Source organism: Micromonospora sp. NPDC023737 (genome assembly GCF_040639715.1).
GTDB lineage: Bacteria > Actinomycetota > Actinomycetes > Mycobacteriales > Micromonosporaceae > Micromonospora.
Genome location: NZ_JBFAAL010000001.1, coordinates 377,013 through 401,260, shown reverse-complemented (window position 1 = coordinate 401,260; position 24,248 = coordinate 377,013). Strand labels below are relative to the sequence as shown.

The 24,248-nt window shown below is 72.6% G+C and carries 19 protein-coding genes; 9 read left to right on the top strand and 10 right to left on the bottom strand.

Going from position 1 to position 24,248, the window contains the following annotated elements:
• Positions 1–290: 290 nt before the first annotated feature.
• The 3 genes from AB0F98_RS01755 (at position 291) to AB0F98_RS01745 (ending at position 6,980) form a co-directional block, all read left to right on the top strand.
• Positions 291–3,371 carry a S8 family serine peptidase gene (locus tag AB0F98_RS01755; RefSeq protein WP_357727084.1) on the top strand — a complete coding sequence of 1,027 codons (3,081 nt, stop codon included), beginning with the start codon at positions 291–293 and terminating at the stop codon, positions 3,369–3,371.
• A gap of 83 nt (positions 3,372–3,454) precedes the next feature.
• Entirely contained in the window at positions 3,455–5,893 is a 2,439-nt protein-coding gene (locus AB0F98_RS01750; protein WP_357727082.1) for an AAA family ATPase, read from the top strand.
• A 73-nt stretch (positions 5,894–5,966) separates the two neighbouring features.
• Positions 5,967–6,980 carry an NAD-dependent epimerase/dehydratase family protein gene (locus AB0F98_RS01745; RefSeq protein ID WP_357727079.1) on the top strand — a complete coding sequence of 338 codons (1,014 nt, stop codon included), beginning with the start codon at positions 5,967–5,969 and terminating at the stop codon, positions 6,978–6,980.
• A 100-nt stretch (positions 6,981–7,080) separates the two neighbouring features.
• Here AB0F98_RS01745 and AB0F98_RS01740 read toward each other — a convergent pair whose 3' ends face one another.
• From AB0F98_RS01740 to AB0F98_RS01730, 3 genes are all read right to left on the bottom strand, one after another.
• Complete coding sequence (locus tag AB0F98_RS01740; RefSeq protein ID WP_357727076.1) at positions 7,081–7,956, bottom strand: universal stress protein; 876 nt, start codon at positions 7,954–7,956, stop codon at positions 7,081–7,083.
• Positions 7,953–10,355 carry a phosphoketolase family protein gene (locus tag AB0F98_RS01735; RefSeq protein ID WP_357727073.1) on the bottom strand — a complete coding sequence of 801 codons (2,403 nt, stop codon included), beginning with the start codon at positions 10,353–10,355 and terminating at the stop codon, positions 7,953–7,955. The genes AB0F98_RS01740 and AB0F98_RS01735 overlap by 4 nt, the downstream gene beginning before the upstream one ends.
• 81 nt (positions 10,356–10,436) lie before the next feature.
• Positions 10,437–11,258, bottom strand: a complete 822-nt coding sequence (locus AB0F98_RS01730; protein ID WP_357727070.1) for a universal stress protein — start codon at positions 11,256–11,258, stop codon at positions 10,437–10,439.
• Positions 11,259–11,402: 144 nt separating this feature from the next.
• Here AB0F98_RS01730 and AB0F98_RS01725 point away from each other — a divergent pair, with 144 nt between their 5' ends.
• The 6 genes from AB0F98_RS01725 to AB0F98_RS01700 all read left to right on the top strand — a co-directional run bounded on the left by AB0F98_RS01725 (position 11,403) and on the right by AB0F98_RS01700 (position 16,841).
• Entirely contained in the window at positions 11,403–11,639 is a 237-nt protein-coding gene (locus AB0F98_RS01725) for an HTH domain-containing protein (protein ID WP_355144601.1), read from the top strand.
• The gene (locus tag AB0F98_RS01720) at positions 11,639–12,217 is read left to right on the top strand and encodes a Clp protease N-terminal domain-containing protein (RefSeq protein ID WP_357727066.1); all 579 of its coding nucleotides are present in this window, start codon (positions 11,639–11,641) and stop codon (positions 12,215–12,217) included. Before AB0F98_RS01725 ends, AB0F98_RS01720 begins: the two co-directional genes overlap by 1 nt.
• Positions 12,218–12,405: 188 nt before the next feature.
• Positions 12,406–13,410, top strand: coding sequence for a diacylglycerol kinase family protein (locus tag AB0F98_RS01715; protein ID WP_357727062.1), 1,005 nt, complete (start codon positions 12,406–12,408; stop codon positions 13,408–13,410).
• On the top strand, positions 13,403–14,398 hold the full coding sequence (locus AB0F98_RS01710) for a YihY/virulence factor BrkB family protein (RefSeq protein WP_357727058.1): 996 nt from the start codon (positions 13,403–13,405) through the stop codon (positions 14,396–14,398). Before AB0F98_RS01715 ends, AB0F98_RS01710 begins: the two co-directional genes overlap by 8 nt.
• 147 nt (positions 14,399–14,545) lie before the next feature.
• Positions 14,546–16,036 (top strand): phosphatase PAP2 family protein, encoded by a 1,491-nt coding sequence (locus tag AB0F98_RS01705; RefSeq protein ID WP_357727055.1) that lies wholly within the window; start codon positions 14,546–14,548, stop codon positions 16,034–16,036.
• A 7-nt stretch (positions 16,037–16,043) separates the two neighbouring features.
• A complete protein-coding gene (locus tag AB0F98_RS01700) occupies positions 16,044–16,841 on the top strand; it encodes an endonuclease/exonuclease/phosphatase family protein (protein WP_357727052.1) in 798 nt (265 codons plus the stop codon).
• A 204-nt stretch (positions 16,842–17,045) separates the two neighbouring features.
• Here AB0F98_RS01700 and AB0F98_RS01695 read toward each other — a convergent pair whose 3' ends face one another.
• The 7 genes from AB0F98_RS01695 to AB0F98_RS01665 form a co-directional block, all read right to left on the bottom strand.
• Positions 17,046–18,008, bottom strand: a complete 963-nt coding sequence (locus AB0F98_RS01695) for a TIGR03557 family F420-dependent LLM class oxidoreductase (protein WP_357727049.1) — start codon at positions 18,006–18,008, stop codon at positions 17,046–17,048.
• A gap of 100 nt (positions 18,009–18,108) precedes the next feature.
• Positions 18,109–18,429 (bottom strand): multidrug efflux SMR transporter, encoded by a 321-nt coding sequence (locus AB0F98_RS01690; RefSeq protein ID WP_357728984.1) that lies wholly within the window; start codon positions 18,427–18,429, stop codon positions 18,109–18,111.
• A gap of 11 nt (positions 18,430–18,440) precedes the next feature.
• Positions 18,441–19,712: a sigma-70 family RNA polymerase sigma factor gene (locus AB0F98_RS01685; protein WP_357728981.1), complete on the bottom strand. Its 1,272-nt coding sequence runs from the start codon at positions 19,710–19,712 to the stop codon at positions 18,441–18,443.
• 3 nt (positions 19,713–19,715) lie between these two features.
• Positions 19,716–20,108, bottom strand: a complete 393-nt coding sequence (locus AB0F98_RS01680; protein WP_245828296.1) for a YciI family protein — start codon at positions 20,106–20,108, stop codon at positions 19,716–19,718.
• A gap of 114 nt (positions 20,109–20,222) precedes the next feature.
• A complete protein-coding gene (locus tag AB0F98_RS01675; RefSeq protein ID WP_357727046.1) occupies positions 20,223–22,364 on the bottom strand; it encodes an alpha-galactosidase in 2,142 nt (713 codons plus the stop codon).
• A complete protein-coding gene (locus AB0F98_RS01670) occupies positions 22,361–23,272 on the bottom strand; it encodes a carbohydrate ABC transporter permease (protein WP_357727043.1) in 912 nt (303 codons plus the stop codon). The genes AB0F98_RS01675 and AB0F98_RS01670 overlap by 4 nt, the downstream gene beginning before the upstream one ends.
• Positions 23,269–24,228: a sugar ABC transporter permease gene (locus tag AB0F98_RS01665; protein ID WP_357727040.1), complete on the bottom strand. Its 960-nt coding sequence runs from the start codon at positions 24,226–24,228 to the stop codon at positions 23,269–23,271. Before AB0F98_RS01665 ends, AB0F98_RS01670 begins: the two co-directional genes overlap by 4 nt.
• Positions 24,229–24,248: the final 20 nt, after the last annotated feature.

Genomic DNA, 24,248 nt, shown 5'->3' with positions numbered 1-24,248 from the left:
CCCTGGCGGGGTGCGGACGAGCGGTGGACGGGCCGGTGAACATCCGCCGTGGACGGTGAACCGGTCGACGTCTGCCGGGTCTCCCGGCGGTCGGTCGGGGGTGACCGAACGGTCGCTCGATGCGGCTCGCGGCCCGCCAAATGACATGGAAAGTACCCGTGACGTTACGAGACTGTTTCCAAGGTAACGGCTGGGTTACGGGCGCTTCCGCATGATCGTTCGTCGCTCCTACCTTTCGGCCACCGTCACCATCCGCGTGACGGCCGGCACACAACGCGGAGGACAACGACGTGCCAGAACCGAACGTGCAGAGGTCCGGGCGCACCGTGCGCGGGGTCGGCCTGCTGGCCGCCGCCGCACTGGTCGCGGCGAGCCTGACGAGCGTGGCGGGAGGTGCCGCCGCGGCCGCGCCGACCGGCAGCGGCGGGCCGACGGCCCGGTACCTCGTCCAGCTCGACGAGCAGCCGCTGGCGACCTACACCGGCGGCGTGGCCGGGATCGCGGCGACCAAGCCGGCCCGTGGCGGCAAGCTCAACAAGAACTCCGGGAACGCCACGGCCTACCGGGAGCACCTGCGCCGCAAACGCACGGACGTGCTCAAGGGCGTGGGCGTCACGGCTCAGCCCCGGGTCTCGATGGAGACGGCGTTCAACGGCTTCGTGGCGGAGTTGACCGGGCCGCAGGCGGCCCGGCTGCGCGCCACCCGCGGCGTACGCGCGGTGTACGCGGACCGCAGGGTGCACGCGCTCACCTCGCACACCCCCGACTACCTGGGCCTGACCGGGCGCGGTGGCGTGTGGCAGCAGCAGTTCGGCGACGTCGGGCACGCCGGCGAAGGCATGATCATCGGGGTCATCGACAGCGGTTTCTGGCCGGAGAGCGCGAGCTTCGCGCCGCTGCCCACCCCGCGTCCCGATCAGGCGGTCGTCGACGCCAAGTGGAAGGGCGCCTGTGACGTCGGCGTCGAGGCGCCGGTCAGCTGCAACAACAAGGTGATCGGGGCGCGCTGGTACAACGACAGCGGGATCGCCGACGCGTTCCCCGACGACTTCCTCTCGCCTCGCGACCGGAACGGCCACGGCACCCACACGGCCAGCACCGCCGCCGGCAACAACGGCGTGCGGGCGACCTCGGGCGGCCGCGACCTCGGCACGATCTCCGGCATGGCGCCGGCCGCCCGGCTCGCGGTCTACAAGGCGCTGTACGACGACGGCGCCGGCTCGGCGGTCGGCAGTGAGATCGACATCGTGCACGCGATCGACGACGCGGTCGCCGACGGCGTCGACGTGATCAACTACTCGATCGGTGACGACAACGAGACCCTCAACGCGATCGACGCCGCGTTCTTCAACGCCGCCGTGGCCGGGGTGTTCGTTTCCGCTGCAGCCGGCAACGCAGGCCCCACCCCGAGCACCGTCGACAACTCCAGCCCGTGGGTGACGACGGTGGCGGCGACCGCCACCGACCAGCAGTACACCCGGACGCTCACCCTCGGCAACGGCACCACCGTCGAGGGTGTGGGCATGGGCGAGACAAGTGTCGGGCCGGCCCCGCTGGTCACCGCGCGGGACAGCGCGATCGACCCGAACAACACGTACGCCGCCGAACTCTGCGCCGACGACGTCCTGGACCCGGCCAAGGTCAAGGGCAAGATCGTGATGTGTCTGCGCGGCGAGATCCCGCGTACCGACAAGAGCATCGCCGTCGCGCGCGCGGGCGGGGTCGGCATGGTGATGTACAACGACACGTTGAACTCGCTCAACGCCGACGTCCACGCGGTTCCGTCGGTGCACATCAACGAGGTCGACGCCGCGACGGTCCTCGCGTACGTCGCCGCCGGCAACGCCACGGCGACCATCTCGGCGAGCACCCTGGAGACGGTCGAGGCGCCCTCCGTCGCCGCGTTCTCCTCCGCCGGCCCGTCGAAGTTGAGCGCCGGTGACCTGCTCAAGCCGGACATCAGCGCCCCGGGCGTGGACGTCGTCGCGGCGTTCTCGCCGTCGGCGGGCGGTAACGACTTCGCCCTGGAGTCCGGTACCTCGATGGCCGCGCCGCACATCGCCGGCATCGCGGCGCTGGTGCTGGCCAAGCACCCGGACTGGTCGCCGACGGCGGTCCGTTCGGCGCTGATGACCAGCGCGGCCGACCGTACCGACAAGGGCAACCCGATCAAGATCGGCACGTACGACGCCAGCCCGCTGAACTACGGTGCCGGTGAGGTGCGGCCCGGCGGGGCGTTCGACCCGGGCCTGGTCTACGACTCCACCCCGCAGGACTGGCTGCGGTACCTGTGTGGGCTGGACGAGGACCGGGCCAGTGAGACCGGGGCGAACGTGGAGGGCTGCGACGAGATCGGTGCGATCGACACCGTCCAGTTGAACTACCCGTCGATCGCCCTGGGCCGGATGGTCGGCAAGCAGAAGGTCACCCGTACCGTCACCAACGTCAGCGACCGGACCAGCACGTACACCGCGTCGGTCGAGGCGCCCGCGGGCTACAAGGTGAAGGTCACCCCGGCCAAGCTGACCGTCCGCCCCGGCAAGACGGCCCGCTTCACGGTGGAGGTCACCAACAACGGTGGCGCGTTCGACACCTGGGCCGACGGCGCGCTGGCCTGGCGCGACCAGTACCGGCACGACGTACGGATCCCGCTGGTCGTGCACAACAGCGGGCTGATCGCCCCCGACTCGATCACCGGTTCCGGCACCTCGGGCAGCGTCGAGATCGCCACCGAGGCCGGCTACCAGGGCAAGCTGGTCGCGCAGCTCACCGGGTTGACCGCCGGCACCAGCGACGCGGTCACGCTGCGCGGCGAGGGCGCCTCGTGGGACTGGTCCTCGCTGGACAACCTGCCGAACCCGCTGCCCGCGTCGATGTACCGCAGCACCTTGCACGTGCCGGCCGGCACCCCTGACCCGCACGTGCTGGTGACCTCGCAGCTGCCCGCCTGCTCGGCCATCGACTGGGAGGACGAGGAGGGGGTGATGGCGTGTACCGAGTACAGCGTCTACGTCTACGACACCGCCGGTAAGTTCGTCACCGCCACGGTCAGCTCCCGCCGCGGCGCCAAGGTGGACCTGCCGGCCGCCGGGGACTACGTCCTCGTCGTCGAGCAGGAGTTCGTCGAAAACCTGCCCGCGGATCAGGACGGCGTCGGGTACACCGTCACCACCTACCTGCCGGGCGCGCCGGGCAGCTCCACCGGCAAGCTCACCATCGATCCGAAGCAGCGCACGGTCCAGCCGGGCGCGAAGGCGAACCTGACGCTGCGGTGGTCCGGCCTCAAGCCGGGGGTCCGCTACGTCGGGCAGCTGGAGTTCCGCAACGGCGACGGTCCGCTCAAGACCGTGCCGATCACCGTCGAGTCCTGACCCACCTCCGGCCCGGCGGGCCGGCGACGTGACCCAGGTCACCGCCGGCGCGCCGGGCCGTTCCCGGTCGACGCCGAGGTGATGTGCTCGCCATCACGGTGACCGGCGGCGGCGAGGACGACGTGCGGGGCGGCGGGGTCACATCCCCGATCCGCCCCGCACGCCTGCGCGGGCCCGTCGAGTTCGTCGGGCGTGCCGACGAGCTGGCGTTGCTGCGCCGGCTCATCGGCGCCCCGCCGTGCCTGGTCCTGCTGGAGGGTGAACCCGGCATCGGCAAGAGCCGGTTCGTCCGCGAGCTGCTCGCCTCGCTACCCGGGAACCACCTGATCGGCGAGTGCGACGACGTGCCCGAGCCCTTCCCGCTCGGCGTCCTGCTGGACGCCGTCCGCGCGTACGGCGACCGGCTCGGTCCGCTCAACCCGGTGGCCGGGGCACTCGCTCCGCTGCTGCCCGAACTCGCCGACGTGCTCCCCGCCGCGCCACCCCCGTTGACCGACCCGGCGGCGGAGCGGCACCGGCTGCTGCGGGCCGTCGCCGCGCTGCTCGCCGGGCTCTCGCCCGCGGTACTGGTCCTGGAGGACCTGCACTGGGCGGACCCGGCGACCTGCGAGTTCCTCGCCTACCTGAGCGGCCACCCGGTGGACGGGCTGGCCGTGGTGCTCACCGCCCGCACACCGGTGCCCGGTGGCAGCACGCCGATCCACGACGCGCTGGCGCGTACGCCCCCCGGGGCGGTCACCCGTGTCCCGCTGGGCCCGCTCGGGGCCGACGACGTACGCCGGCTGGCGGCGCGGACACTGCGGCTCGGCGAGCCGCCCCAGCAGCTCACCACGACCCTGCTCGACCGTACGGCCGGGATTCCGTTCGTGGTCGAGGAGGTGCTGCGTACGCTCGCCGAGCGGGGCGGCGACCCGCTCGCCGACGACAGCGTCCCGTTCGTCCTGCGCGACGTGCTCCTGTGGCGGCTGCGCCCGCTCGACGAGAGCGCCCGGGAGGTGCTCGGCGCGGCTGCGGTGCTGAGCCTCGCCCCCGATCCGCGCATCCTCACGGCGGTGCTGGGCCAGGACCGGGCGACCGTCGGCGCGGCGCTGACCGCCGCGCACCGGGCCGGGCTGCTGCACGACGCCGGGGACGGGCTGCGGTTCCGGCACGACCTCGCCCGGCAGGTCGTGTACGACCTGGTGCCCCGGCAGACCCGGGAGTGGCTGCACCTGCGGATCGCACGGGTGCTGGAGCAGAAGCTGCCCCGACCGGTCGCCCAGCTGGCGTACCACTACCGGCTGGCCGGCAGCGACGCCGACTTCGTCCGCAACGCCGAGGCCGCCGCCGACCTGGCCACCGAACGCGGCGACGACGCGACCGCCGCCGGTTTCCTGCTCCAGACGATGGACGTCGCGGAGCTGCCCCGGCCGGTCCGGGTCCGGCTCGCCGGCAAGTTGGGCCGATCCGCCATCGACGGGCTCAGCCAGGCCACCGCGATCCCGGTGCTGGAACGGCTGCTGGCCGACCGGCGACTGCCACCCGGCGCCCGGGGCGAGCTGGGCCTGGTGCTCGGCCGCCTGCTGCGCCAGCAGGGGGAGGCGCTGCGCGGGTACACCGAGATCGAGCGCGCGGTGCCGTACCTGCGGACGCCGCGCCGCCGGGCGCCGGCCCTCGCGGTGCTGGCGGCCCCCGACACGGTCGTCGGCCGTCACGTCGACGACCACCTGGCCCGGTGCGTGGAGGCCGAGGCCGCCGCGGAGGCCAGCGGCGACCCGGCCGCGCACCTCGCGGTGCGGATCGCCCGCGCCTCGCTGCTGCTGGAACTGGGCGACCCGGCGGCCTGGACGGTCATCGCCGAGCTGCGCGCCTCCGCGGTGCTGGCCGACCGGCCCCGGGAACACGCGCGGGCCTGCCTGAACTGGGCGCAGGGCGCACTGCACGCCGGACACCTGGACCAGGCCGCCGCGCTCCTCGCGGCCGGCCGGGAACTGGTCGAGGAGACCGGGTACGAGCGGCTGACCACTCTCGTGGAGGCGACCGGACTGTCGCTGGAACGGGCCGCCGGGCGGCTGGCCGGGCTGGCCGAGCGGCTCGAGCAACTGGTCGCCGCAGCCGAGCGGATGCCGGTCACCCTGCTCGACGCGCGGGCCGAGCTGGCCACCGTGCTGGCCCGTACGGCCACCGGCGCCGAGATCGGCCGGGCCGAGCGGACGCTGCGCGAGGTCGTCGCCACCGCCCAGCGGGTCGGAGCGATCTGGCCGTTGGTGCAGGCGCGCTCGGCGTTGGCCCGGCTGATTCTCGTCGAGCGACCCGACGAGGCCTCCCGGCACGCGACCGACGCCCTGATGCTGGTGCGCGGCAAGGGAATCTGGGCCTGGGCCGCCGAAGCCGTCCTGGTGCTGACCGAGGCGGCGGTGGCGGCGGGCGAGCCGGCCCGAGCGGTAGCTGTCGTGCGGGAGTTGGCGGCCGGCATCGAGGGACGCGACGCCCCGGTCGCCCTGGCCGCCCTGCGCCGCTGCCGCGAGCTGATCGAGAGCTGAGTTCTGCCGTCGGCAGATCCGCTCACCGTGAACAACGCTCGATCCCCGGCCGGCGACCGGGCACGGTGGAGCCATGAGGCTTCTGGTGCTGGGCGGTACGGGGTTCGTAGGCGGGGCGACGGTCGCGGAGGCGGTGCGCCGAGGCTGGTCGGTGACGGTGTTCAACCGGGGGCTGCACGGCGACGTGCCGCAGGGCGTACGCCGGCTGCGCGGTGATCGGACCACCCCCGACGGGTTGGCGGCGTTGGCCGGCGGCGAGTGGGATCTCGTGGTGGACACCTGGGACGGCGCGCCGCGGGTGATCCTCGACTCGGCCCGTACGCTGGCCGGCGCGGTCGGGCACTACGGCTACGTGTCCAGCGGTTCGGTCTACGCGGAGCCGGTAGCGCCCGGCTCGGACGAGGACGCGCCCACCGTCGAGGCCGCTGCGGACGCCGAGGACGGCGACTACCCGCAGAACAAGGCCGGTGCCGAGCGGGCGGTACGCGAGGTGTTCGGTGAGCGGGCGCTGCTCGCCCGGGCGGGGCTGATCCTCGGCCCGGGTGAGGACATCGGCCGGCTGCCGTGGTGGCTGGGGCGCGTCGCCCGGGGCGGGGACGTGCTGGCCCCCGGCCCGGCCGACCTGCCGGTGCAGTACGTCGACGTACGCGATCTCGCCGGCTGGCTGCTCGACCAGGGCGCCCGGGCGCGCGGCGGGGCGTACAACGTGGTCAGCCGGACGGGGCACACCACCATGGGCGAGCTGCTCGACGCCTGCGTACGCGTGACCGGGGCGGACGTGCGGCTGCGCTGGACGCCGCCCGAGCCGATCCTCGCCGCCGGCATCGTGCCCTGGAACGACCTGCCGATCTGGATCCCGCGCGGCCACGAGTACCGGTGGTTGCAGGAGCGTGCGGTCGAGCGGGCGTACGCGGCCGGGCTGAGCTGCCGCCCGGCGGTCGAGACGGTCGGGGACACCTGGCGCTGGCTGCAGGAGGTGGGCGGCGTGCCGCCGCGCGCCGGCCGTCCGGCGCGGACGCCGGTCGGCCTGGATCCGGCGCGGGAAGCGGCCGTGCTGGCTGCCGCGGGAGCCGTCGACCCGGTCTGATCCGGCGGGGCTGGGCGGCGGCTGTCGTGGGACACCGGGTCCGTGCGGCCGGTCCGGCGGGCCATGGGTCCGATCCGGACGCCAGCGCGGCCCGCCGAGCTCAGCGTTCCCGGACGACCGCCACCGGGCACCGCGCGTGCTGGATGAGCTGCTGGCTCACCGAGCCGAGCAGCATGCCACGCAGCCCGCCCCGCCCGCGGGTGCCGACCGCCACCAGCTGCGCCCCGCCGCTCGCCTCGACCAGCAGGGACGCGGGGCTACCGATCGCCACCTCGACGGTGGCGTCCAGCCCCGGGAACGTGCGCTGCCAGGGTGCGAGGGACTCCGCCAGCGCGCCGCGTTCACCCGCCAGCCGCTCGTCGATGTCGCCGGAAGCGTCGCCGGCGCCCTGCGGCGACCAGGCTCGGATCACCCGCAGCCGTACCCGTCGCTGGGCTGCCCGTTCGGCAGCGAAGCCCAACGCTGCGAGCGACTGCTCGGACCCGTCCACGCCGACCACGACCGGCCCGTCGGGTGACCCGGCCGGCACGTTCCCGGCGGGCGCGCGTACCACCACGACCGGGCAGTGCGCGTGGGCGGTGACATTGACCGTGGTGGAGCCGACGAGGAGTCCGACGAACCCGCCGTGTCCCCGGCTGCCGAGCACCAGCAGCCCGGCGTCCGCCGACCGTTCCTGGAGCATGAACGCGGGCGGGCCGTCGAGCACCTCGCCGGTGACGTCCAGATCCGGGTGCGCGTTCGCGGTGTCGCCCGCCGCCCGGTGCACCAGCCGTTCGACCTCGCGCCGGGCGGACTCGTCCGGCCAGACGCCCGGGGCAACGCCGGGGCCGAGCCAGCCCACCACGGTCGCCCACTCGAAGACGTACGCCAGGCGGACCGGGCGGCCGCTGCGTGCCGCCTCGTCCAGCGCCCACTGCAGTGCCACCGCCGAGTCGGGGGAACCGTCGTAGCCGACCAGGATCTCGGTGCCGCTCACGTGCCGCCTCGCAACCCGGGGTCGGTCTCCCGGACCCAGCGCCACTCCGCCACCCGTGGGTCGTCCTCACCGTGCTGGCGCGTGTAGTCGCGGCAGGCCTGCCGGGTGTCGACCATGTGCTGACGCAGGTGGGCGGCGCGGGCGGCCAGCCCGGGCACCCGGTCGATGACGTCGATGACCAGGTGGAAGCGGTCCAGGTCGTTGAGCATCACCATGTCGAACGGGGTCGTCGTGGTGCCTTCCTCCTTGTAGCCGCGTACGTGCAGGTTGTCGTGGTTGGTACGGCGGTAGGTGAGGCGGTGGATCAGCCACGGGTAGCCGTGGTACGCGAAGATGATCTGCCGGTCGGCGGTGAAGATGGTGTCGAACTCGCTGTCCGACAGGCCGTGCGGGTGTTCGCTGGGCGGCTGGAGCCGCATCAGATCGACCACGTTGACCAGCCGCACCTTCAGCTCCGGCAGGTGCTGGCGGAGCAGGTCCGCGGCGGCCAGCGCCTCCAGGGTCGGCACGTCACCGCAGCAGGCGAGCACCACGTCCGGCTCGCTGCCGGCGTCGTTGCTCGCCCAGTCCCAGATGCCCAGTCCCCGGCGGGTGTGCTGGATCGCCTCGGACATGGTCAGCCAGTTCGGGGCCGGTTGCTTCCCGGCCACCACCACGTTGATGTAGTGCCGGCTGCGCAGGCAGTGGTCCATGGTGGAGAGCAGGGTGTTGGCGTCCGGCGGCAGATAGATGCGGACCACCTCGGCCTTCTTGTTGACCACGTGGTCGATGAAGCCCGGATCCTGATGCGAGAAGCCGTTGTGGTCCTGCCGCCAGACGTGGCTGGAGAGCAGGTAGTTCAGCGAGGCGAGCGGGCGTCGCCAGGGGATGCCCCGGGTGACCTTGAGCCACTTCGCATGCTGGTTGACCATCGAGTCGACGATGTGGATGAACGCCTCGTAACTGGTGAACAACCCGTGCCGTCCGGTCAGCAGGTAGCCCTCCAGCCAGCCCTGGCACAGGTGCTCGGAGAGCACCTCCATCACCCGCCCGTCCGGGGAGAGGTGGTCGTCGCCGGGCACGGTGCCGGCGACCCAGGCCCGGTCGGTGACCTCGAAGGCGGCACCGAGCCGGTTGGAGGCGACCTCGTCCGGCCCGAAGAGCCGGAACGTCTCCGGGTTGGCCGCGATCACGTCGCGGATCCACGGGCCGAGCACGCCCGTGGCGCCGGCCATCGGTTCGCCCGGGCGGGGCACGTCGACGGCGTAGTCGCGGAAGTCGGGCAGGGCGAGTTCCCGCACCACCATGCCGCCGTTGGTGACCGGGTTGGCGCTCATCCGCCGGTCGCCGCGCGGCGGGAGCGAGGCCAGCTCGGCGATGGGCGCGCCGGTGGCGTCGAAGAGCTCCTCCGGCCGGTAGCTGCGCAACCAGCGCTCGAGTTCGGCCAGGTGCCCCGGATTGGTGCGTACCTCGGCCAGCGGCACCTGATGCGAGTGGTAGGTGCCCTCGACCGGCTTGCCGTCGACCTCGCGCGGGCCGGTCCAGCCCTTCGGCGTCCGCAGAATGATCATCGGCCAGCGGGGGCGTTCGACGGGTCCGCCGGAGCGGGCCAGCCGCTGGATGGTCGCGATCTCGGCGAGTGCCCGGTCCAGCGTGGCGGCGAGAATCTGGTGCACCTGCGCCGGGTCGTCGCCGGCGACCACGTACGGCCGGTAGCCGTTGCCGCGCATGAGTTCGAGCAGATCCGGTTCCGGGATCCGGGACAGCACCGTCGGTCCGGCGATCTTGTAGCCGTTGAGGTGCAGGATCGGCAGGACCGCCCCGTCGCGGGCCGGGTTGAGGAAGACGTCGGAGAGCCAACTGCCGGCCAACGGCCCGGTCTCCGCCTCGCCGTCGCCGATCACGCAGGCGACCAGCAGGTCGGGATGGTCGAACGCGGCCCCGTACGCGTGGCTGAGCGCGTACCCCAGCTCACCGCCCTCGTGGATCGAGCCCGGCACCTCCGCGGCCACGTGACTGGGGATGCCGCCGGGGAAGGAGAACTGCCGGAACAGCCGGGCCATGCCGGCCTCGTCGCGTCCGACGTCGTGGTAGCGCTCGCTCCACGTGCCCTCCAGCCAGGTGTTCGCCACGATCGCCGGGCCGCCGTGACCCGGCCCGGTGATGAACATGGCGTTCAGGTCGTGGGCGACGATGGCCCGGTTGAGGTGGGCGTAGAGCAGGTTCAGCCCCGGGCTGGTGCCCCAGTGGCCGAGGAGGCGGGGCTTGAGGTGCTCGGGGGTCAGCGGCTGACGGAGCAGCGGATTGTCCAGCAGGTAGATCTGTCCGACGGTGAGGTAGTTCGCCGCTCGCCAGTACGCGTCCAGCCGGCGCAGCTCGTCCTCGGTCAGCGGGCCTTGCGCATCGAGAGCCGTGTCCATGGTGATTGAGCCTCTCGCGGTTCGGGGGGTGCTGCATCCGGAAGCGCATTTCGTTGGTCCCGTCGGGTGAGCGGAGGATTCCTACGGGGCGGTGCCGGTCATGCCGCGGACGACGATCACCGGCGACGCGGCGTGGTAGAGCAGCGCCTGCGCCACCGCGCCGAGCATGCCCCGGCCCGGCTCGTCGCCGCGCGGGGCGATCATCGCCACCTGCGCCGAGCGGGACTGTTCGACCAGCACTCTCCCGGGGTCACCGCGGATCGTGTGGCACTCCACGGGTACCTCGGGGTGGTGGCCGGCGTACCTGTCGACCGCCTCGGTGAGCTGTCGAGAGATCTCCTCGTCGTCCTCGTCGGGTTCCACCGCCCGGATGGCGAGCAGCCGGCTGCCGCGCCGTTGCGTGCAGTCGAACGCCCACTTCAGTGCCTGGTGGGAGCTGGGTGATCCGTCGAAGCCGACCAGAACGGGGCCCTGCGGAGGCGGGTCGGGGCGGGCCACCAGCACCGGGCAGCTCGCCTGGGCGGCGAACTGCACGGCGGGCGCCTCCGCCGGTACGCAGTCTTCGCGGGTGGACATGCCGCTGTCGCCGACGACGAGAAGGAACGCCTGCTGGGACCGGCGCAGCAGGACGGGTATCCGGGGCCCTTCGACGATCTCGCCGGTCACCGCCAGCTCCGGTCCGACGTCGCGGGCCAGGTCGTTGGCCCACGCGATGAGGTCCTCGGCCTCCTCTCGGGGGGCCGCCACGGTCTCCGCCTCGAACGCGCTGCGCCAGTCGAAGGCGTGCACCAGGTGCAGCGGCCGGCCGTGCCCGACGGCTTCCTCGGCGGCGAGCCGCACCATCGGGAGGTTGCGCTCCGTGCCGAGGCCGACCAGCACCGCCCGATCGGTGGCTGCGGTCATCGGACATCACCTCCCGGGCGTCGCGCCCGGCACGACCACGCTCCTCGACCGAGGGTAGTCGCGCGACCACGGGTGGCGGGTCGGTTCGCCGTCGGAATGTCAACCAGGGTTGACATGACGGGGCTGTCAACGTAAGTTGACAACATGACTCAGGCGACAGAACTCGCGGCAGCCGCGGGCAGCCCCGACCCCCGGGTCGGCCTGCGCGCCGTCCGCGCGCTGCGCCGGCTGCTCGAGCGGCTCGAGGTGGTCCAGGTGGACAACGCCCGCCGGCAGGGCTGGTCCTGGCAGGAGATCGCCGACGCGCTCGAGGTCAGCCGGCAGGCGGTCCACAAGAAGCATGGCGGGCGACCTGCGGTGCCCACTTCCTGGGAGGCGTGATGTTCGAACGGTTCACCGACCGAGCCCGCGAGATCGTCCGCCGGGCGCGGGACGAGGCCCGAGCCGAGGGGCAACGGCCGGTGGGGACCGAGCACCTGCTGCTCGCCCTGCTCTCCGACGAGGCCAGCCTCGCCAGCCGGGTGCTCACCGAGGCCGGCGTCGACGCCGACGACCTGCGGACAGGCATCCGGCGGCACGTCGAGGTCGGCGGCGTCGGCCTCGGCGACGCCGACGCGGCGGCACTACGCGAGATCGGCATCGATCTGGCCGCCATCGTGGCCCGCGTCGAGCAGACGTTCGGCCCCGACGCGCTGCGCGAGGCGATGCCCGAACCGCGCCGCCGCTGGGGGCGGCGCCGCCACGCCGGCGGTCCGTTCTCACCCCGGTCGAAGAAGGTGCTGGAACTGTCGCTGCGCGAGGCGATCCGGCTGCGGCACAACCACATCGGCAGCGAGCACATCCTGCTCGGTCTGCTCCGCGAGGGCCATGGGCTGGCGGCACTGGTGCTCACCGAGGCCGGGGCCGACCTCGACGACCTGCGCCGGCGGGTGGAGCAGGCGCTGCGTACGGCCGCGTGATCCGGCGCCCGGGCCCGCCCGCCCCCGCGGTCCGGGCGCGGTCGACCCCCCGACCAGCGGCGGGCCGGCGGGCACGCCCGGTCCAGCCGCTGGGGCGCACGCACACCTGACCCAAACCTGTCTGTGGCACTTCCTACGCTCGCCCGCCACGGCTCGCTAGACGATGCCCGTTGCTGCACACTGACGCCGTGACTGGTGGACGGGGCGCGCGGACGGCGTGTGACGACGGCGGGCTGCGGTCCGCCGTCGTGGTCAACCCGGTGAAGGTGGCCGATCCGGACCGGCTGCGGCGTACGGTGAACGACGTCCTCGCCGCCGCCGGCTGGCCCGAGCCGCTGTGGTACGAGACCAGCGTCGAGGACCCGGGGCGAGGGCAGACCGAGGCGGCGGTCGAGGCCGGCGTCGAGGTGGTCTTCGCCTGCGGCGGCGACGGCACTGTCATGTCCTGCGTCAGCGGACTGGTCGGCACCGACGTGGCGCTGGCCGTCCTGCCCCAGGGCACCGGCAACCTCCTCGCCGCCAACCTCGGCCTCTCCACCGACCTGGCCGCCGGGCTGCAGGTCGCCATCGAACGCGGCCGCCGACTGCTGGACGTGGGAGAGGTCGACGGGCGCTACTTCACCGTCATGGCCGGCATGGGCTTCGACGCCCAGATGCTCGCCGCCACCAGCGAGGCGACCAAGGCGCGGATCGGCTGGCCCGCGTACGTGGTGGGAGCCGCCCGCCACCTGCGCGACCGTCCGATGCGGGTGTCGATCCGGGTCGACGACCGGCCCCCGGTGCGCCGCCGGGCCCGCTCGGTGCTGGTCGCCAACGTCGGGCGGTTGCAGGGCGGCATCCGGCTGCTCACCGAGGCCGAACCGGACGACGGCTGGCTGGACGTCGCCGTGCTCACCCCGCGCACCCTGCGGCACTGGCTCTCCCTCGGCTGGGCGGTGATCCGCGGCCGCGGCCGGGTGCCGAGGATGGAGGTGTTCCGCGGCCGGCGGGTGATCGTCACCGCCAGCCGCGCCCAGCCCCGGGAACTCGACGGTGACCTCATCGCCCCCGGCCGCCGGCTGCGCGCGGTGATCAGGCCGAAGTCGCTCTGGCTGTGCGTGCCGCAACCCGAGCGGGCGCGCGACCTCGCCGTCGACGCCGAGCGCGCCGCCGAGCGGGGTGAGGAACTGGTCGAGGAGGCGCGCCGTGAGTAGCACCCGGATGGTGCCGGAGACCCGCCTCATGGCCGACGAGGAGCTCTCCGCCGACGACGCCTGGCACACCCTGCGCCGGCAGGGCGGCTGGCACCTGCTGCGGGACGCGTTCATCCGGTTCCGCTACGGCGACGGCTTCAGCCACTCCCGCGCCTTCGCGCTCCAGCTCTGCCTCGCCGTGGTGCCGTTCATGATCGCGCTGACCGGCCTGATCAGCGAGCTCGGTGTGGAGGAGGGCGGCCAGGTGGTCGCCGACACCGTACTGGCGGTCACCCCCGGGGCGAGCGAGCCGGTCGTGGCCGAACTGCTCGGCGAGGGGGAGAGCACCGAGCGCGCCGGCGAGCTGGCCCTCACCCTCGGCCTGCTCACCGGCCTGGTGGCGCTCACCACCACCATGGCCCAGATCGAGCGCGGCGCCAATCGCATCTACGGCGTCGAGCGGGACCGGCCCGCCCTCTGGAAGTACCTGCGGGCCGCCGTCCTCGCGGTCACCGCCGGCGTGCCGGCGCTGACCGGGTTCCTGATCCTCGTCGGCGGTGGACCGATGGGGGACTCGGTCCAGCGGCACTACGCGTGGGGCAAGTGGGTCCACGGCGTCTGGGACGTGGTCCGCTGGCCAATCAGCCTGGCGCTGACCGTGCTCGCGGTGGCGGTGCTCTTCCGGCACGCGCCCCGGCGGCGGCAACCCGGCCTGTCCTGGCTGTTCTTCGGCGCCGGCATCGCGACCGTGCTCTGGTGGTCGACCAGCCTGCTGCTGGCCGCGTACGTCGGCTTCAGCGACGCGTTCGGGCAGACGTACGGCGCGTTGACGGGGATGATGGCGCTGCTGATCTGGGCCAACCTCACCGGCATGGCGCTCTTCGGCGGGCTCGCGTTCACCGCCCAGCTCGAGGCGCTGCGGATCGGTGTGCGCGAGCCGGCCCAGCCGGACCTGTGGGAGCCGGAGGAGGAACGCGCGGTGGACCCGGGCGAGATGACCGTCACCTGACGCGCCCCGGCCCCGACCGGCAACCCCCCCGGGCCAGACCGGCAGCGTCGCGACCCCGACCGCCGCGCCGGGCGGCTGACCCTCCTGTGTACGCGCCGCGCGAACCGGGTAAAGCCGCCTCGCCAGGGAGATCGAGGGAGGTGCGGGATGACCGCGGTCAGGGAGGTGCTGCGGCGACCGATCGGGCATTTCGCCGAGCGGAGCGTCGCGGGGCTGGCGGCGATCATCGGCGCCGGAGCCGCGTTCGGCCTGCTGCTCATGCTGGTCCGGTTCCGCTGGCGCCCGCTGCAGACCGCCGACCGGGCGGTCGCCGAGTGGTTCAACCACCTGGTCGCCTCGCACAGCCCCGTCGTGACCGTGCTCCAGGCGGTCACCGACCTCGGTGGACGGCCGATCCTGATCTGGCTGGTCACCATCGCCGTGGTCGGGTTGCTCATTCGCCGCCAGCCCCGGCTGGCCGTCTACCTGATCGTCACCGGCGTCGGTGGCCTGATCCTCGATCCGTCGCTGAAGACGCTGGTCGGCCGGCTCCGGCCGATCGTCGACGTGCCGGTGGCCAGCGCGCCCGGCAACAGCTTCCCCAGTGGGCACGCCCTCGGGTCGTTCGTGGCGTACGGGGCGCTGCTGCTGGTCTTCCTCCCGGCGCTGGCGCCCCGCTGGCGTAGGCCGGCCATCGCCCTGGTCACCGTGCTGGTCGTCCTCATCGGGCTGACCCGTATAGCGCTGGGCGTGCACTTCGTCTCCGACGTGCTCGCCGGTTGGCTGCTCGGTGCGGCCTGGCTCGGCGTCACCGCGTACGCCTTCCGGCTCTGGCGGCGGGAGCGCGGCCGGCGGGCGCCTGCGCTGGCGGACGGGCTGGAGCCGGAGGCGGGGCACGACATCGCACCGGCGCCGGCCGAGGAACACGTACTGGAGCACCCACGCTCCGCCGTGGCGGAACTGCTCGTCGGGTGGGTGCTGGTCTTCGGCGTGCTCTACGGCTTCGGGATGTACGTCAGCTACCACGCCGGCGTGACGTTCCTGGCCACCCTCGACACCGAGGTGCCGCGTTGGTTCGCGCACCGGCACACCCCGGCCCTGACCGAGCTGAGCTGGTGGTGGAGCAAGTTCGGCGACACCCACGCGATCCTGCTCGTCTCGCTGGTGTTCTGCCCGCTGGTGCTCGCGGTGTGGCGGCGGTGGCGGCCCGTGCTCTTCGTGGCGCTGGCCATGTTCGGCGAGCTGAGCCTCTTCCTCACCAGCGCCCACGCGGTGGACCGGCCCCGCCCGCCGGTGGAGAACCTGGACGGGCCGATGCCCACGTCGTCGTTCCCGTCCGGTCACATCGCCGCGACTATCTGCCTGTACACGGCGATCGCCGTGCTGGTCATGGCTCGTACCGACCGCTGGTGGCGGTGGCTGACCGTGGTGCTCGCCGTGGTCATGCCGCTGGGAGTGGCCACCTCCCGGATCTACCGGGGCATGCACCACCCCACCGACTTCATGGGCGCGATCCTGCTCAGCGCGCTCTGGATCGGCCTGCTCTACTGGATCGTGCGGCCCAACGCCGACGTGTACGCGGGCAACCGCCCGAGTCTCGAGGCGGAGGACGTGGACACCCTCGACGACGAACTGGTCCGGGCCGCCCGGACGGAATGAGGGTGCCGTGCTGCGTGTGATGACCTGGAACATCCGTACCGGCGGTCGGGACGCCGACGGTTCCGATCGGCGGGACGAGATCGTCGGGCTGATCAACGCGCAGCGGCCCGACGTGCTGCTCCTGCAGGAGCTGCGCGGCTTCGACGACCAGGTGCTCGCCGGGTTCGCCGACCGGCTGGGTCTGCGCCCGCACCGGGCGGGCAGCTGTGTGGGTCAGCCGGTGGCCGTGCTCGTACGCCCACCGCTGCGTACGCTCGCCGCCGGCCCGCTGCGCCGGCCGTTCCATTACGCGGCGGCCCGGGTGGTGCTGGCCACCGAAGCGGGGCCGCTCACCGTGCTCGGTGCCCACCTGAGTCCGTACTCGGGCGGCTGGCGGCGGGTCGAGGTGGACTGGCTGGCGGGGGCCGTCCGGCGGGCGCCGGGCGAGTTGACGCTGGTCGGCGGCGACCTGAACGCGCTCGACCCGGCGACGGATCACAGCGAGCAGCTGAGCCGGCTCCAACCGAAGTACCGCCGTCGGCACCTGCGTCGTGACGGGCGCACGGTGGACACCCGGGCGGTGGCCGTGTTGCTGGGCGCGGGCCTGGTCGACCTGCAACCCGCGGTCGGTGGATCGGACGAGGGGCTCACCGTACCGACCTGGCACGGCGGGGCGGAGTTCGTCGGGATGCGGCTGGACTACCTGCTCGGCTCGCCGGCGTTGGTCGGTCGGGTGCGGGAGGTGCGGGTGGTGCGGGGTGGCGTCGCGGAGCACGCGTCGGATCACTACCCGGTGGTGGCCGACGTGGCGCTGGACCCGGCCTGACCGGCAGGCCGGCCGGATTTCAGGTCGAGCGGTGGTCGCCGGCCCGGCGGCCGGTGTGGTCAGAGCAGCAGGTTGACCAGGACGGTGAGCACCACCGAGGCGAGCACCGAGAAGAGGATCATCAGCAGGCAGCCGAGGCCGCCACCGAGCGGGCGGATCTCCACGTTGCCGATTCGCATCGGGGTTCCTTCGTTGTCGGTCGGTTCACAGCTCGCGCAGCCGCGGCAGCAACTGCTCCTGGGCCCAGTCCAGGAACATCGGCTGGCGTTCGCCGCCCACCTGGACGAGTGCGACGTGGGTGAAGCCGGCCTCGACGAAGGCGCGGAACGCCTCGACGTGCCGCTCGACGTCCGGACCGCAGGTGATCCCCTGCGCCACGTCCTCCTCGCGGACGAACTGGGTGGCGGCGTTGAACGCCCCCGGATTGGGCAGGTCCGGCATCACCCGCCACCCCAATCCGAACCAGCGGAACTGGTCGTGTGCGATCTTGCGGCACTCGGCCTCGTCCGGGCCGTAGCAGATCGCCAGCTGGCCGTAGCGGTTGCGGTCACCACCGCCCGCGTCCTCGTACAGCGCGATGATCTGCGGATCGGGCTCGGTGGCGATGAGGCCGTCGCCGTACTCGGCGGCGAGGCTGGCCGACTGCGGGCCGGAGGCGGCGACCGCCATCGGCACCGGGGTGTCCGGGCGGTCCCAGACGTACGCGTCGGGCACGTCGAAGTGGTTGCCGGAGAAGGTCAGGGTCTCGCCGTTGAGCAGCGGGCGGATGATCTGCAGCGCCTCCTCGAACATCTCGTGCCGCTGCTGCACGTGCGGCCAGCCGCCGACCACATGCTCGTTGAGGTTCTCGCCCGCGCCGAGGCCGAGGGTGAACCGGCCGTCCGAGAGCAGGCCGACGGTGCTGGCCTTCTGGGCCACCACGGCCGGGTGGTAGCGGCGGATCGGGCAGGTCACGAACGACATCAGGTCGACGCGGTCGGTGGCGTGCGCGACCGCGCCCAGCACCGACCAGGCGTACGGGGAGTGGCCCTGCGAGTCCAGCCAGGGGTAGTAGTGGTCGGAGACGACCAGATGATCGAACCCGGCTGCCTCCGCCCGCACCGCGTGGTCGACGAGCTCCTTCGGCCCGGCCTGCTCGCACAACAGGGTGTAACCCACGCTGACCATGTGGCGTCTCCTTCCCCACCGGCTGATCTTCGGCGAATACCCCGTCGGGGCACGGTCAACCCTCAGGTCCGGTTCAGGCCAGTTTGTCCGAGGAGTCGGGTCAGTGGGTGCCGTTCAGGTTCACGATGACCACGCCCGCGATGATCAACGCGATGCCGACGAGTTTCACCGCGCCGACCGGCTCACCGAGGAAGACCGCGCCGATCGCCACGATCGTCGCGGTCCCCAGCCCGGACCAGAGGGCGTACGCGACGCCGACGGGGATCTGCTTCACCGCCTGCGACAGCAGCACGAACGCCAGCCCGTAGCCGCCGAGACAGGCCAGCGTCGGCCAGAGCCGGGTGAACCCCGCGGTGGACTTGAGCAGACTGGTGGCCATCACCTCGGCCGCGATCGCGATGCCCAGCAGGACGTACGCCATGTCGTACCCCGTCACTCGTCGTTCGATGAGCTCCGCGCACCGGCCAGCCGGGCGGCACGCATGGCCAGGTACCGCTGCTCGGGCAGGCTGTTCGTCCGGGCCGCCGCCGCCCGGTATTCGGTTATCGCGCGGTCGCGATCACCGGCCATCTCGTACAGATGGGCGCGGGCGGCGTGCACCCGATGGTGCCCGGCCAGCCGGGGATCGTTTCCGAGTTCGGCGATGGCGGCCAGGCCGGCGTCCGGCCCGTGCACCATGGCGGTGGCCACGGCGCGGTTGAGCGCCACCACCGGGCTGCCGGACTGTCGTTCGAGGACCTCGTACAGGGCGAGGATCTGTGGCCAGTCGGTCTGCTCCGCCGAGGGCGCCTCGTCGTGCAGCGCCGCGATGGCGGCCTGGATCTGGTAAGGCCCGACGGGGCCGCGGGGCAGCGCGTGGGTGACCAGCGCGACGCCCTCGGCGACGGCCGAAGCGTCCCACCGGCTGCGGTCCTGCTCCGCCAGGGAGATCAGTTCACCTGACGGGCCGGTACGCGCCGGGCTACGCGCCTCGGTGAGCAGCATCAGCGCGAGCAGTCCGGTCGTCTCGCTGTCGTCGGGCAGTTGCTCGTGCAGCGTCCGGGTCAGCCGGATCGCCTCCACTGACAGGTCCACCCGGCGCAGGTCGGGTCCGGCGCTGCTGGTGTGTCCCTCGGTGAAGATCAGATAGAGGACGTGCCGGACGGCGGCCAACCGGTCACCACGGTCGGCCTCGTCGGGCATCCGGAACGGCAACCCGGAGGAGCGGATCCGCTGTTTGGCGCGGCTGATGCGCTGCGCCATCGTGGCCTCGGGCACCAGGAAGGCGTGGGCGATCTCGGCGGTGCTCAGGCCACCGACCGCGCGCAGGGTCAGCGCGATGGCCGAGGCGGGGGAGAGCGCCGGGTGGCAGCAGAGGAAGAGCAGGACCAGGGTGTCGTCCCGCTCCCCGAAGAGCTGTTCGTCCGCCGCCGGGGCGGCCCGCCGGTCGTCCGGCTCCCGCCGCGCCACCAGATCCTCACGGTTGCGCCGGGCGGCCTCCGCGCGAACCAGTTCGATCATCCGGCGGTACGCGACCTGGATCAGCCACCCGCGCGGGTTCGCCGGCGTCCCCTCGTCCGGCCACTGTCTCGCCGCGGCCAGCAGCGCCTCCTGGACGGCGTCCTCGGCGGTGGCGAAGTCACCGAAACGCCGGGCGAGCACGCCGAGGACCTGCGGCGCCAGCTCGCGCAGCAGGTCCTCGGTGCGTCGGTCGGTGGTGGCCAGCCGTCACAGCTCCTGGGGCGGGGCGGACATCACCGGGTGCACCTCGATCGGCATGTTCAGCGGCCGTCCGCCCGGCCCGGGGGCGGTGGAGATGTGCGCGGCGATCTGCACGGCCCGCTCCGGGGTCGCACAGTCGACGATCCACCAGCCGGCGAGGAACTCCTTCGTCTCCGGAAAGGGGCCCTCGGTCACCACCGGCACACCGCCCTCGCCGGCCCGGACGATCCGGGCCTGCTCCGGGCCGCCGAGCCCTTCCCCCTGGACCCATTCGCCGTCCGCGGTGAGCTTGGCGTTGACGTCGCCCATGAAGGCGATGTGCGCCCGGATCTCCTCCGGCGTCCACGTCCCGATCGGGGGGAACTCGGTCCCGGCGGCGCTGAACTGCATCAGCAACATGTACTTCACGGTCGGCTCCTCACGCCTACGCACCTCATTGTCGGTGCTCTCACTCTCAGGTAGAAGCAGTGGCCCGCCGTCTCGACATGCCCGGCCGAAAATCTTCGAACAAAATCAGTCGACCGCGGTGACCTCCAACAGCAGGGCCTGCTCGGGGTGCAGGGCCGGCAGTTGCAGACCCACGGTGCCCAGGGCGGCCCCGGTCAGCGTCACCCCGGTCGGAAGCCAGCCCGGCTCGGCCCGCTGCACCGTCGCCGGCGCCGGTACCCCCTGCGCCGGTCGCACCGTGTACCGCCGCCGCCGGTCCAGGCCGGGCAGGCGGACCGCGCCCGGTACCTGGGCCACGGAGGTGGCCAGCCGGCTGACCGCGTACACCGCTTCGGAACCGTTGTGGGCCACCACGCCGTGCGCCCAGACGGCCGGGTCGGGGTGGTCCACCCGGACCGTACGGCCGGTGTGCAGCAGCGGGCGCAGTCGCTTGTGCAGCGCCACCCAGGCGGCCAGTTCCCTCCGCTGCACCGGGCTGATCGAGGCGATGTCCCACTCGATGCCGTGGTGGCCGAAGAGCGCCGTGGTGGCCCGGAAGCCGAGATCGTGCACTCGGTTGGTGGTGTGCGAACGCTCCGAGCCGATGTGGCTGCCGATCAGCTCCGGCGGGAGCAGCAGCCCGGTCCAGCGCTGGATGGCGAGCCGCTCCAGGGCGTCGTTGCAGTCACTCGCCCAGACCCGGTCGGTGCGGGCGAGGATCTCCAGGTCGACCCGGGCGCCACCGGAGGAGCAGCTCTCGATCTCCACGTTCCGGTGTCGGCGGCGCAGTTCGTCGAGGAGGCGGTAGACCGCCTCGGTCTGCGCGTGCACACCGGGCCGGCCCTGGTGGCCCGCCTCGGTGAGGTCCCGGTTGTGGTCCCACTTCAGGTAGCTGATGCCGGGATGCTCGGTCAGCAGCGCGTCGAGCCGGTCCAGCAGATACGCGTACGCCTCGGGCTGGGCCAGGTCGAGCACCTGCTGGTTGCGCCACGGCAGGGGCAGCCGCCCCGGAGCGGCGAGCACCCACTCGGGGTGGGCGCGGAACAGGTCCGAGTCCGGGTTGACCATCTCCGGCTCGACCCAGAGGCCGAACTGGAGGCCGAGTTTGGTGACGTGGTCGATCAGCGGGTGCAGGCCGTCGGGCCAGACGCCCTCGTCGACGTACCAGTCGCCGAGCCCGGCGGTGTCCGCCCGCCGGCCCCGGAACCAGCCGTCGTCCAGCACGAACCGTTCGACACCGACCTCGGCCACCTGGTCCGCGAGCGCGCGCAGCCGGGCCAGGTCGTGGTCGAAGTAGACCGCCTCCCAGACGTTGAGGGTGACCGGTCGCGGCGCACGGGGATGCTGCGGCCGGGCCCGCAGGTGGGTGTGCAGGGCGTCGCTGAGCCCGTCCAGCCCCGCGTCGGACCAGACCGCGTAGAGCAGGGGAGTGGCGTACGAGTCACCGGGGCCGAGCACCACCTCGCCCGGGGCGAGCAGTTCGCCGCCGCCGAGGGTCGCCGTGCCGGTGGGGCTGCGCTCGGCGAAGGTCACGTGGTCGCCGCTCCACGCCGTGTGCACCGCCCACACCTCACCGGTGGCGAAGCCGAAACCGGCCGTGCCGGCGACCAGGAGCAACGTCGCGTCGTGGCCGGTGCGCCCGTGCCGGCCCTCCCGTACCCAGGTGCCCATCGGCCACGGGTGCCGCTGCGGCGACCGTTCCCGGCACCACCGGCCGGTCAGGTCGAGCAGCTCGGTGGCGACCGCGGGTACCGGCAGCACCGGGGTGAGCTCCCGCAGCTCGTACGGGCTCGTACCGTCGTTGCGGAGCCGGTGGCGCAGCAGCACCAGGCCGGTCGGGTCCAGGGTGAGCTCGATGGTCAGCGACAGGCCGGCTTCGGGGTCGGACGCGTGGACGCCGACCCGCGCGGGAGCGGCCGGGTCCGCCGGGTCGTCCACCTCCAGCCGGTCCAGCCGGAACGAGGTGGACCAGTCGGTACGGCCGCGATGCCCGGCCAGTGCCGGCCGTCCGCTCCAGCCGGCGCTCGCCTCGGGCAGCAGGGAGAGCACCGTCGGAACGTCGAAGCTGCTGGGCACCACCGGCGGCACCGTGGCGTCGGCGAGCTGGCGAAGTCCGTGGTCGTCGAGGTCGCCGGTGTCGCCGCCCCAGTGCACGACCCGGGGCAGTCCCGGGCCGCGCGCGTCGAGCACCAGGCTGGTCCGCGCGCGGCGCAGGTGGACAACGCTCATCCTTTGCTGGCTCCCAAGGTCAGGCCCCGGACGAAGTGTCGCTGGAGCAGGAAGAAGATCACCAGGGTCGGGATCGCGACCAGCACGCTACCGGCCGAGACCAGGTTGTTGTCGGTGAAGAACTCGCCGCGTAGGTTGTTCAGCGAGCTGGTGACGGGGAACTTGTCCCCGCTGCGCATGAGCACGGTGGCCCAGAAGAACTCGTTGTAGATCCAGGTCACCTCCAGCGTGGCGAGCGCGGCCAGCGCCGGTCGGCACAGCGGCATGGTCACCTGCCAGTACTGTCGCCAGACGCTCGCCCCGTCGACCATCGCCGCCTCGTACAGGTCGCGTGGCAGCGCCTTCATGTAGTTGCTGAGCACGAAGACGCAGAAGCCGCACTGGAAGGCGACGTTGATCAGGATCAGGCCCCAGTAGCTGTCGTACAGCAGCTCCGAGTCGCTCATGAACTCGGGCAGCGGCACCTCGGTGAAGAGCCGGAACAGCGGGATGAGCAGGGCTTGCTGGGGCAGCAGGTTGGCCGCGGTGAAGAGGCCGAGCAGCACCAGGTTGATCTTCCAGCTGAACCTGGCGATGACGAAGGCCACGCAGGAGGCGAGGAAGAGCGTCAGCAGCACCGCCGGGACCGTGATGTAGACCGAGTTGAGGAAGTGCTTGCCGAACTCGGCGGTCTGCCACGCGGTCACGTAGTTGTCGATGGTCCAGCCGCCGAACGAGACGTACCCGTGGGTGGCGGTGTAGTCGTACGACCGCAGCGAGGTGAGCACGGCCCAGAGGACCGGGAACAGCCAGCCGATCGCCACCGCGATGAGGAAGACGTGCAGCACCACCCGCTGCGGGGTGAGCCGGCGCCGTTGCGGCGGCGCGTCCTCGGCGGCCGGTGGCCGGGTCGCTGTGCTGGTGGTCATCGGTCCTCCCCGCGCATCACGGTGACCAGGTAGACGGTGATGAACACCAGCGACACGACCAGCATGATCGTCGCCAGTGCCGAGCCGAAGCCGATCCGGCTGGCCTCGCCCACCACGTTCTGGGTTACCAGGGCGGAGAGCAGCTCCAACCCGTTGCGTCCCTTGTTGACGACCCACACCAGGTCGAACGCGCGCAGCGACTCGATCACCGTGACGACCAGCACGATGATGTTGATGGGGCGTAGCACCGGGAAGATCACCCGGAAGAACGCCTTCGCCTCCGAGGCCCCGTCGACGGACGCGGCCTCGCGCAGCGACGGGTCGACGCCCTTCAGCCCGGCCAGGTAGAGCAGCATGATGTAGCCGACGTGCCGCCAGCCGGAGGCGAGCATGACCGCCCAGATGTTCACACCCGGGTCGCCGTACCAGTCGACGTCGGTGCCGAGCACCGCGTTGAGCAGGCCCTGGTCGCGGGAGTAGATGAGCTGCCAGACGAAGCCGATCAGTGCCAGCGAGAGCACCACCGGCAGGTAGAGCGCGGTCTGGTAGAAGCGGCCGCCGCGCAGCTCCTTGTCGAGCAGTACGGCCAGGAACATGCCGAACGGCGTGGCCACCAGGAAAAGCGCCGCGAGCCAGAGCAGGTTGTGCTGCACCGCCGGCACGAACGGTGGGTAGATGGTGAAGACGTCGCGGTAGTTGCGTCCGCCGACGAAGTCGATGTCGTCCAGCGGGCCGATGCCGTCCCAGTCGGTGCCCGAGAGCACCACGGTGGCCAGCGCGGGCAGCCATACCAGGGCGGTGACCAGCAGCAGTGGAACCAGGACCATCAGCGTGATCACCACGCGGTCGGTGCGGGACAGGAGCCGCAGCCGCCGGCCGCGACCACCACTCGTGGTGGTGGTCGCGGCCGGCGGTTCCACGGCGCGATCCGCTTGGATCAGGGGCAGGTCGGACATGATGTCCTCCCCCTCTCGCC

Coding starts and splice junctions, on each gene's coding strand:
- AB0F98_RS01745 (WP_357727079.1), top strand. CDS start 5,967: ATGAGGCTTCTGGTGCTGGGCGGTACGGGGTTCGTAGGCGGGGCGACG.
- AB0F98_RS01735 (WP_357727073.1), bottom strand. CDS start 10,355: ATGGACACGGCTCTCGATGCGCAAGGCCCGCTGACCGAGGACGAGCTG.
- AB0F98_RS01730 (WP_357727070.1), bottom strand. CDS start 11,258: ATGACCGCAGCCACCGATCGGGCGGTGCTGGTCGGCCTCGGCACGGAG.
- AB0F98_RS01725 (WP_355144601.1), top strand. CDS start 11,403: ATGACTCAGGCGACAGAACTCGCGGCAGCCGCGGGCAGCCCCGACCCC.
- AB0F98_RS01720 (WP_357727066.1), top strand. CDS start 11,639: ATGTTCGAACGGTTCACCGACCGAGCCCGCGAGATCGTCCGCCGGGCG.
- AB0F98_RS01705 (WP_357727055.1), top strand. CDS start 14,546: ATGACCGCGGTCAGGGAGGTGCTGCGGCGACCGATCGGGCATTTCGCC.
- AB0F98_RS01695 (WP_357727049.1), bottom strand. CDS start 18,008: ATGGTCAGCGTGGGTTACACCCTGTTGTGCGAGCAGGCCGGGCCGAAG.
- AB0F98_RS01690 (WP_357728984.1), bottom strand. CDS start 18,429: ATGGCGTACGTCCTGCTGGGCATCGCGATCGCGGCCGAGGTGATGGCC.
- AB0F98_RS01680 (WP_245828296.1), bottom strand. CDS start 20,108: ATGTTGCTGATGCAGTTCAGCGCCGCCGGGACCGAGTTCCCCCCGATC.
- AB0F98_RS01675 (WP_357727046.1), bottom strand. CDS start 22,364: ATGAGCGTTGTCCACCTGCGCCGCGCGCGGACCAGCCTGGTGCTCGAC.
- AB0F98_RS01670 (WP_357727043.1), bottom strand. CDS start 23,272: ATGACCACCAGCACAGCGACCCGGCCACCGGCCGCCGAGGACGCGCCG.
- AB0F98_RS01665 (WP_357727040.1), bottom strand. CDS start 24,228: ATGTCCGACCTGCCCCTGATCCAAGCGGATCGCGCCGTGGAACCGCCG.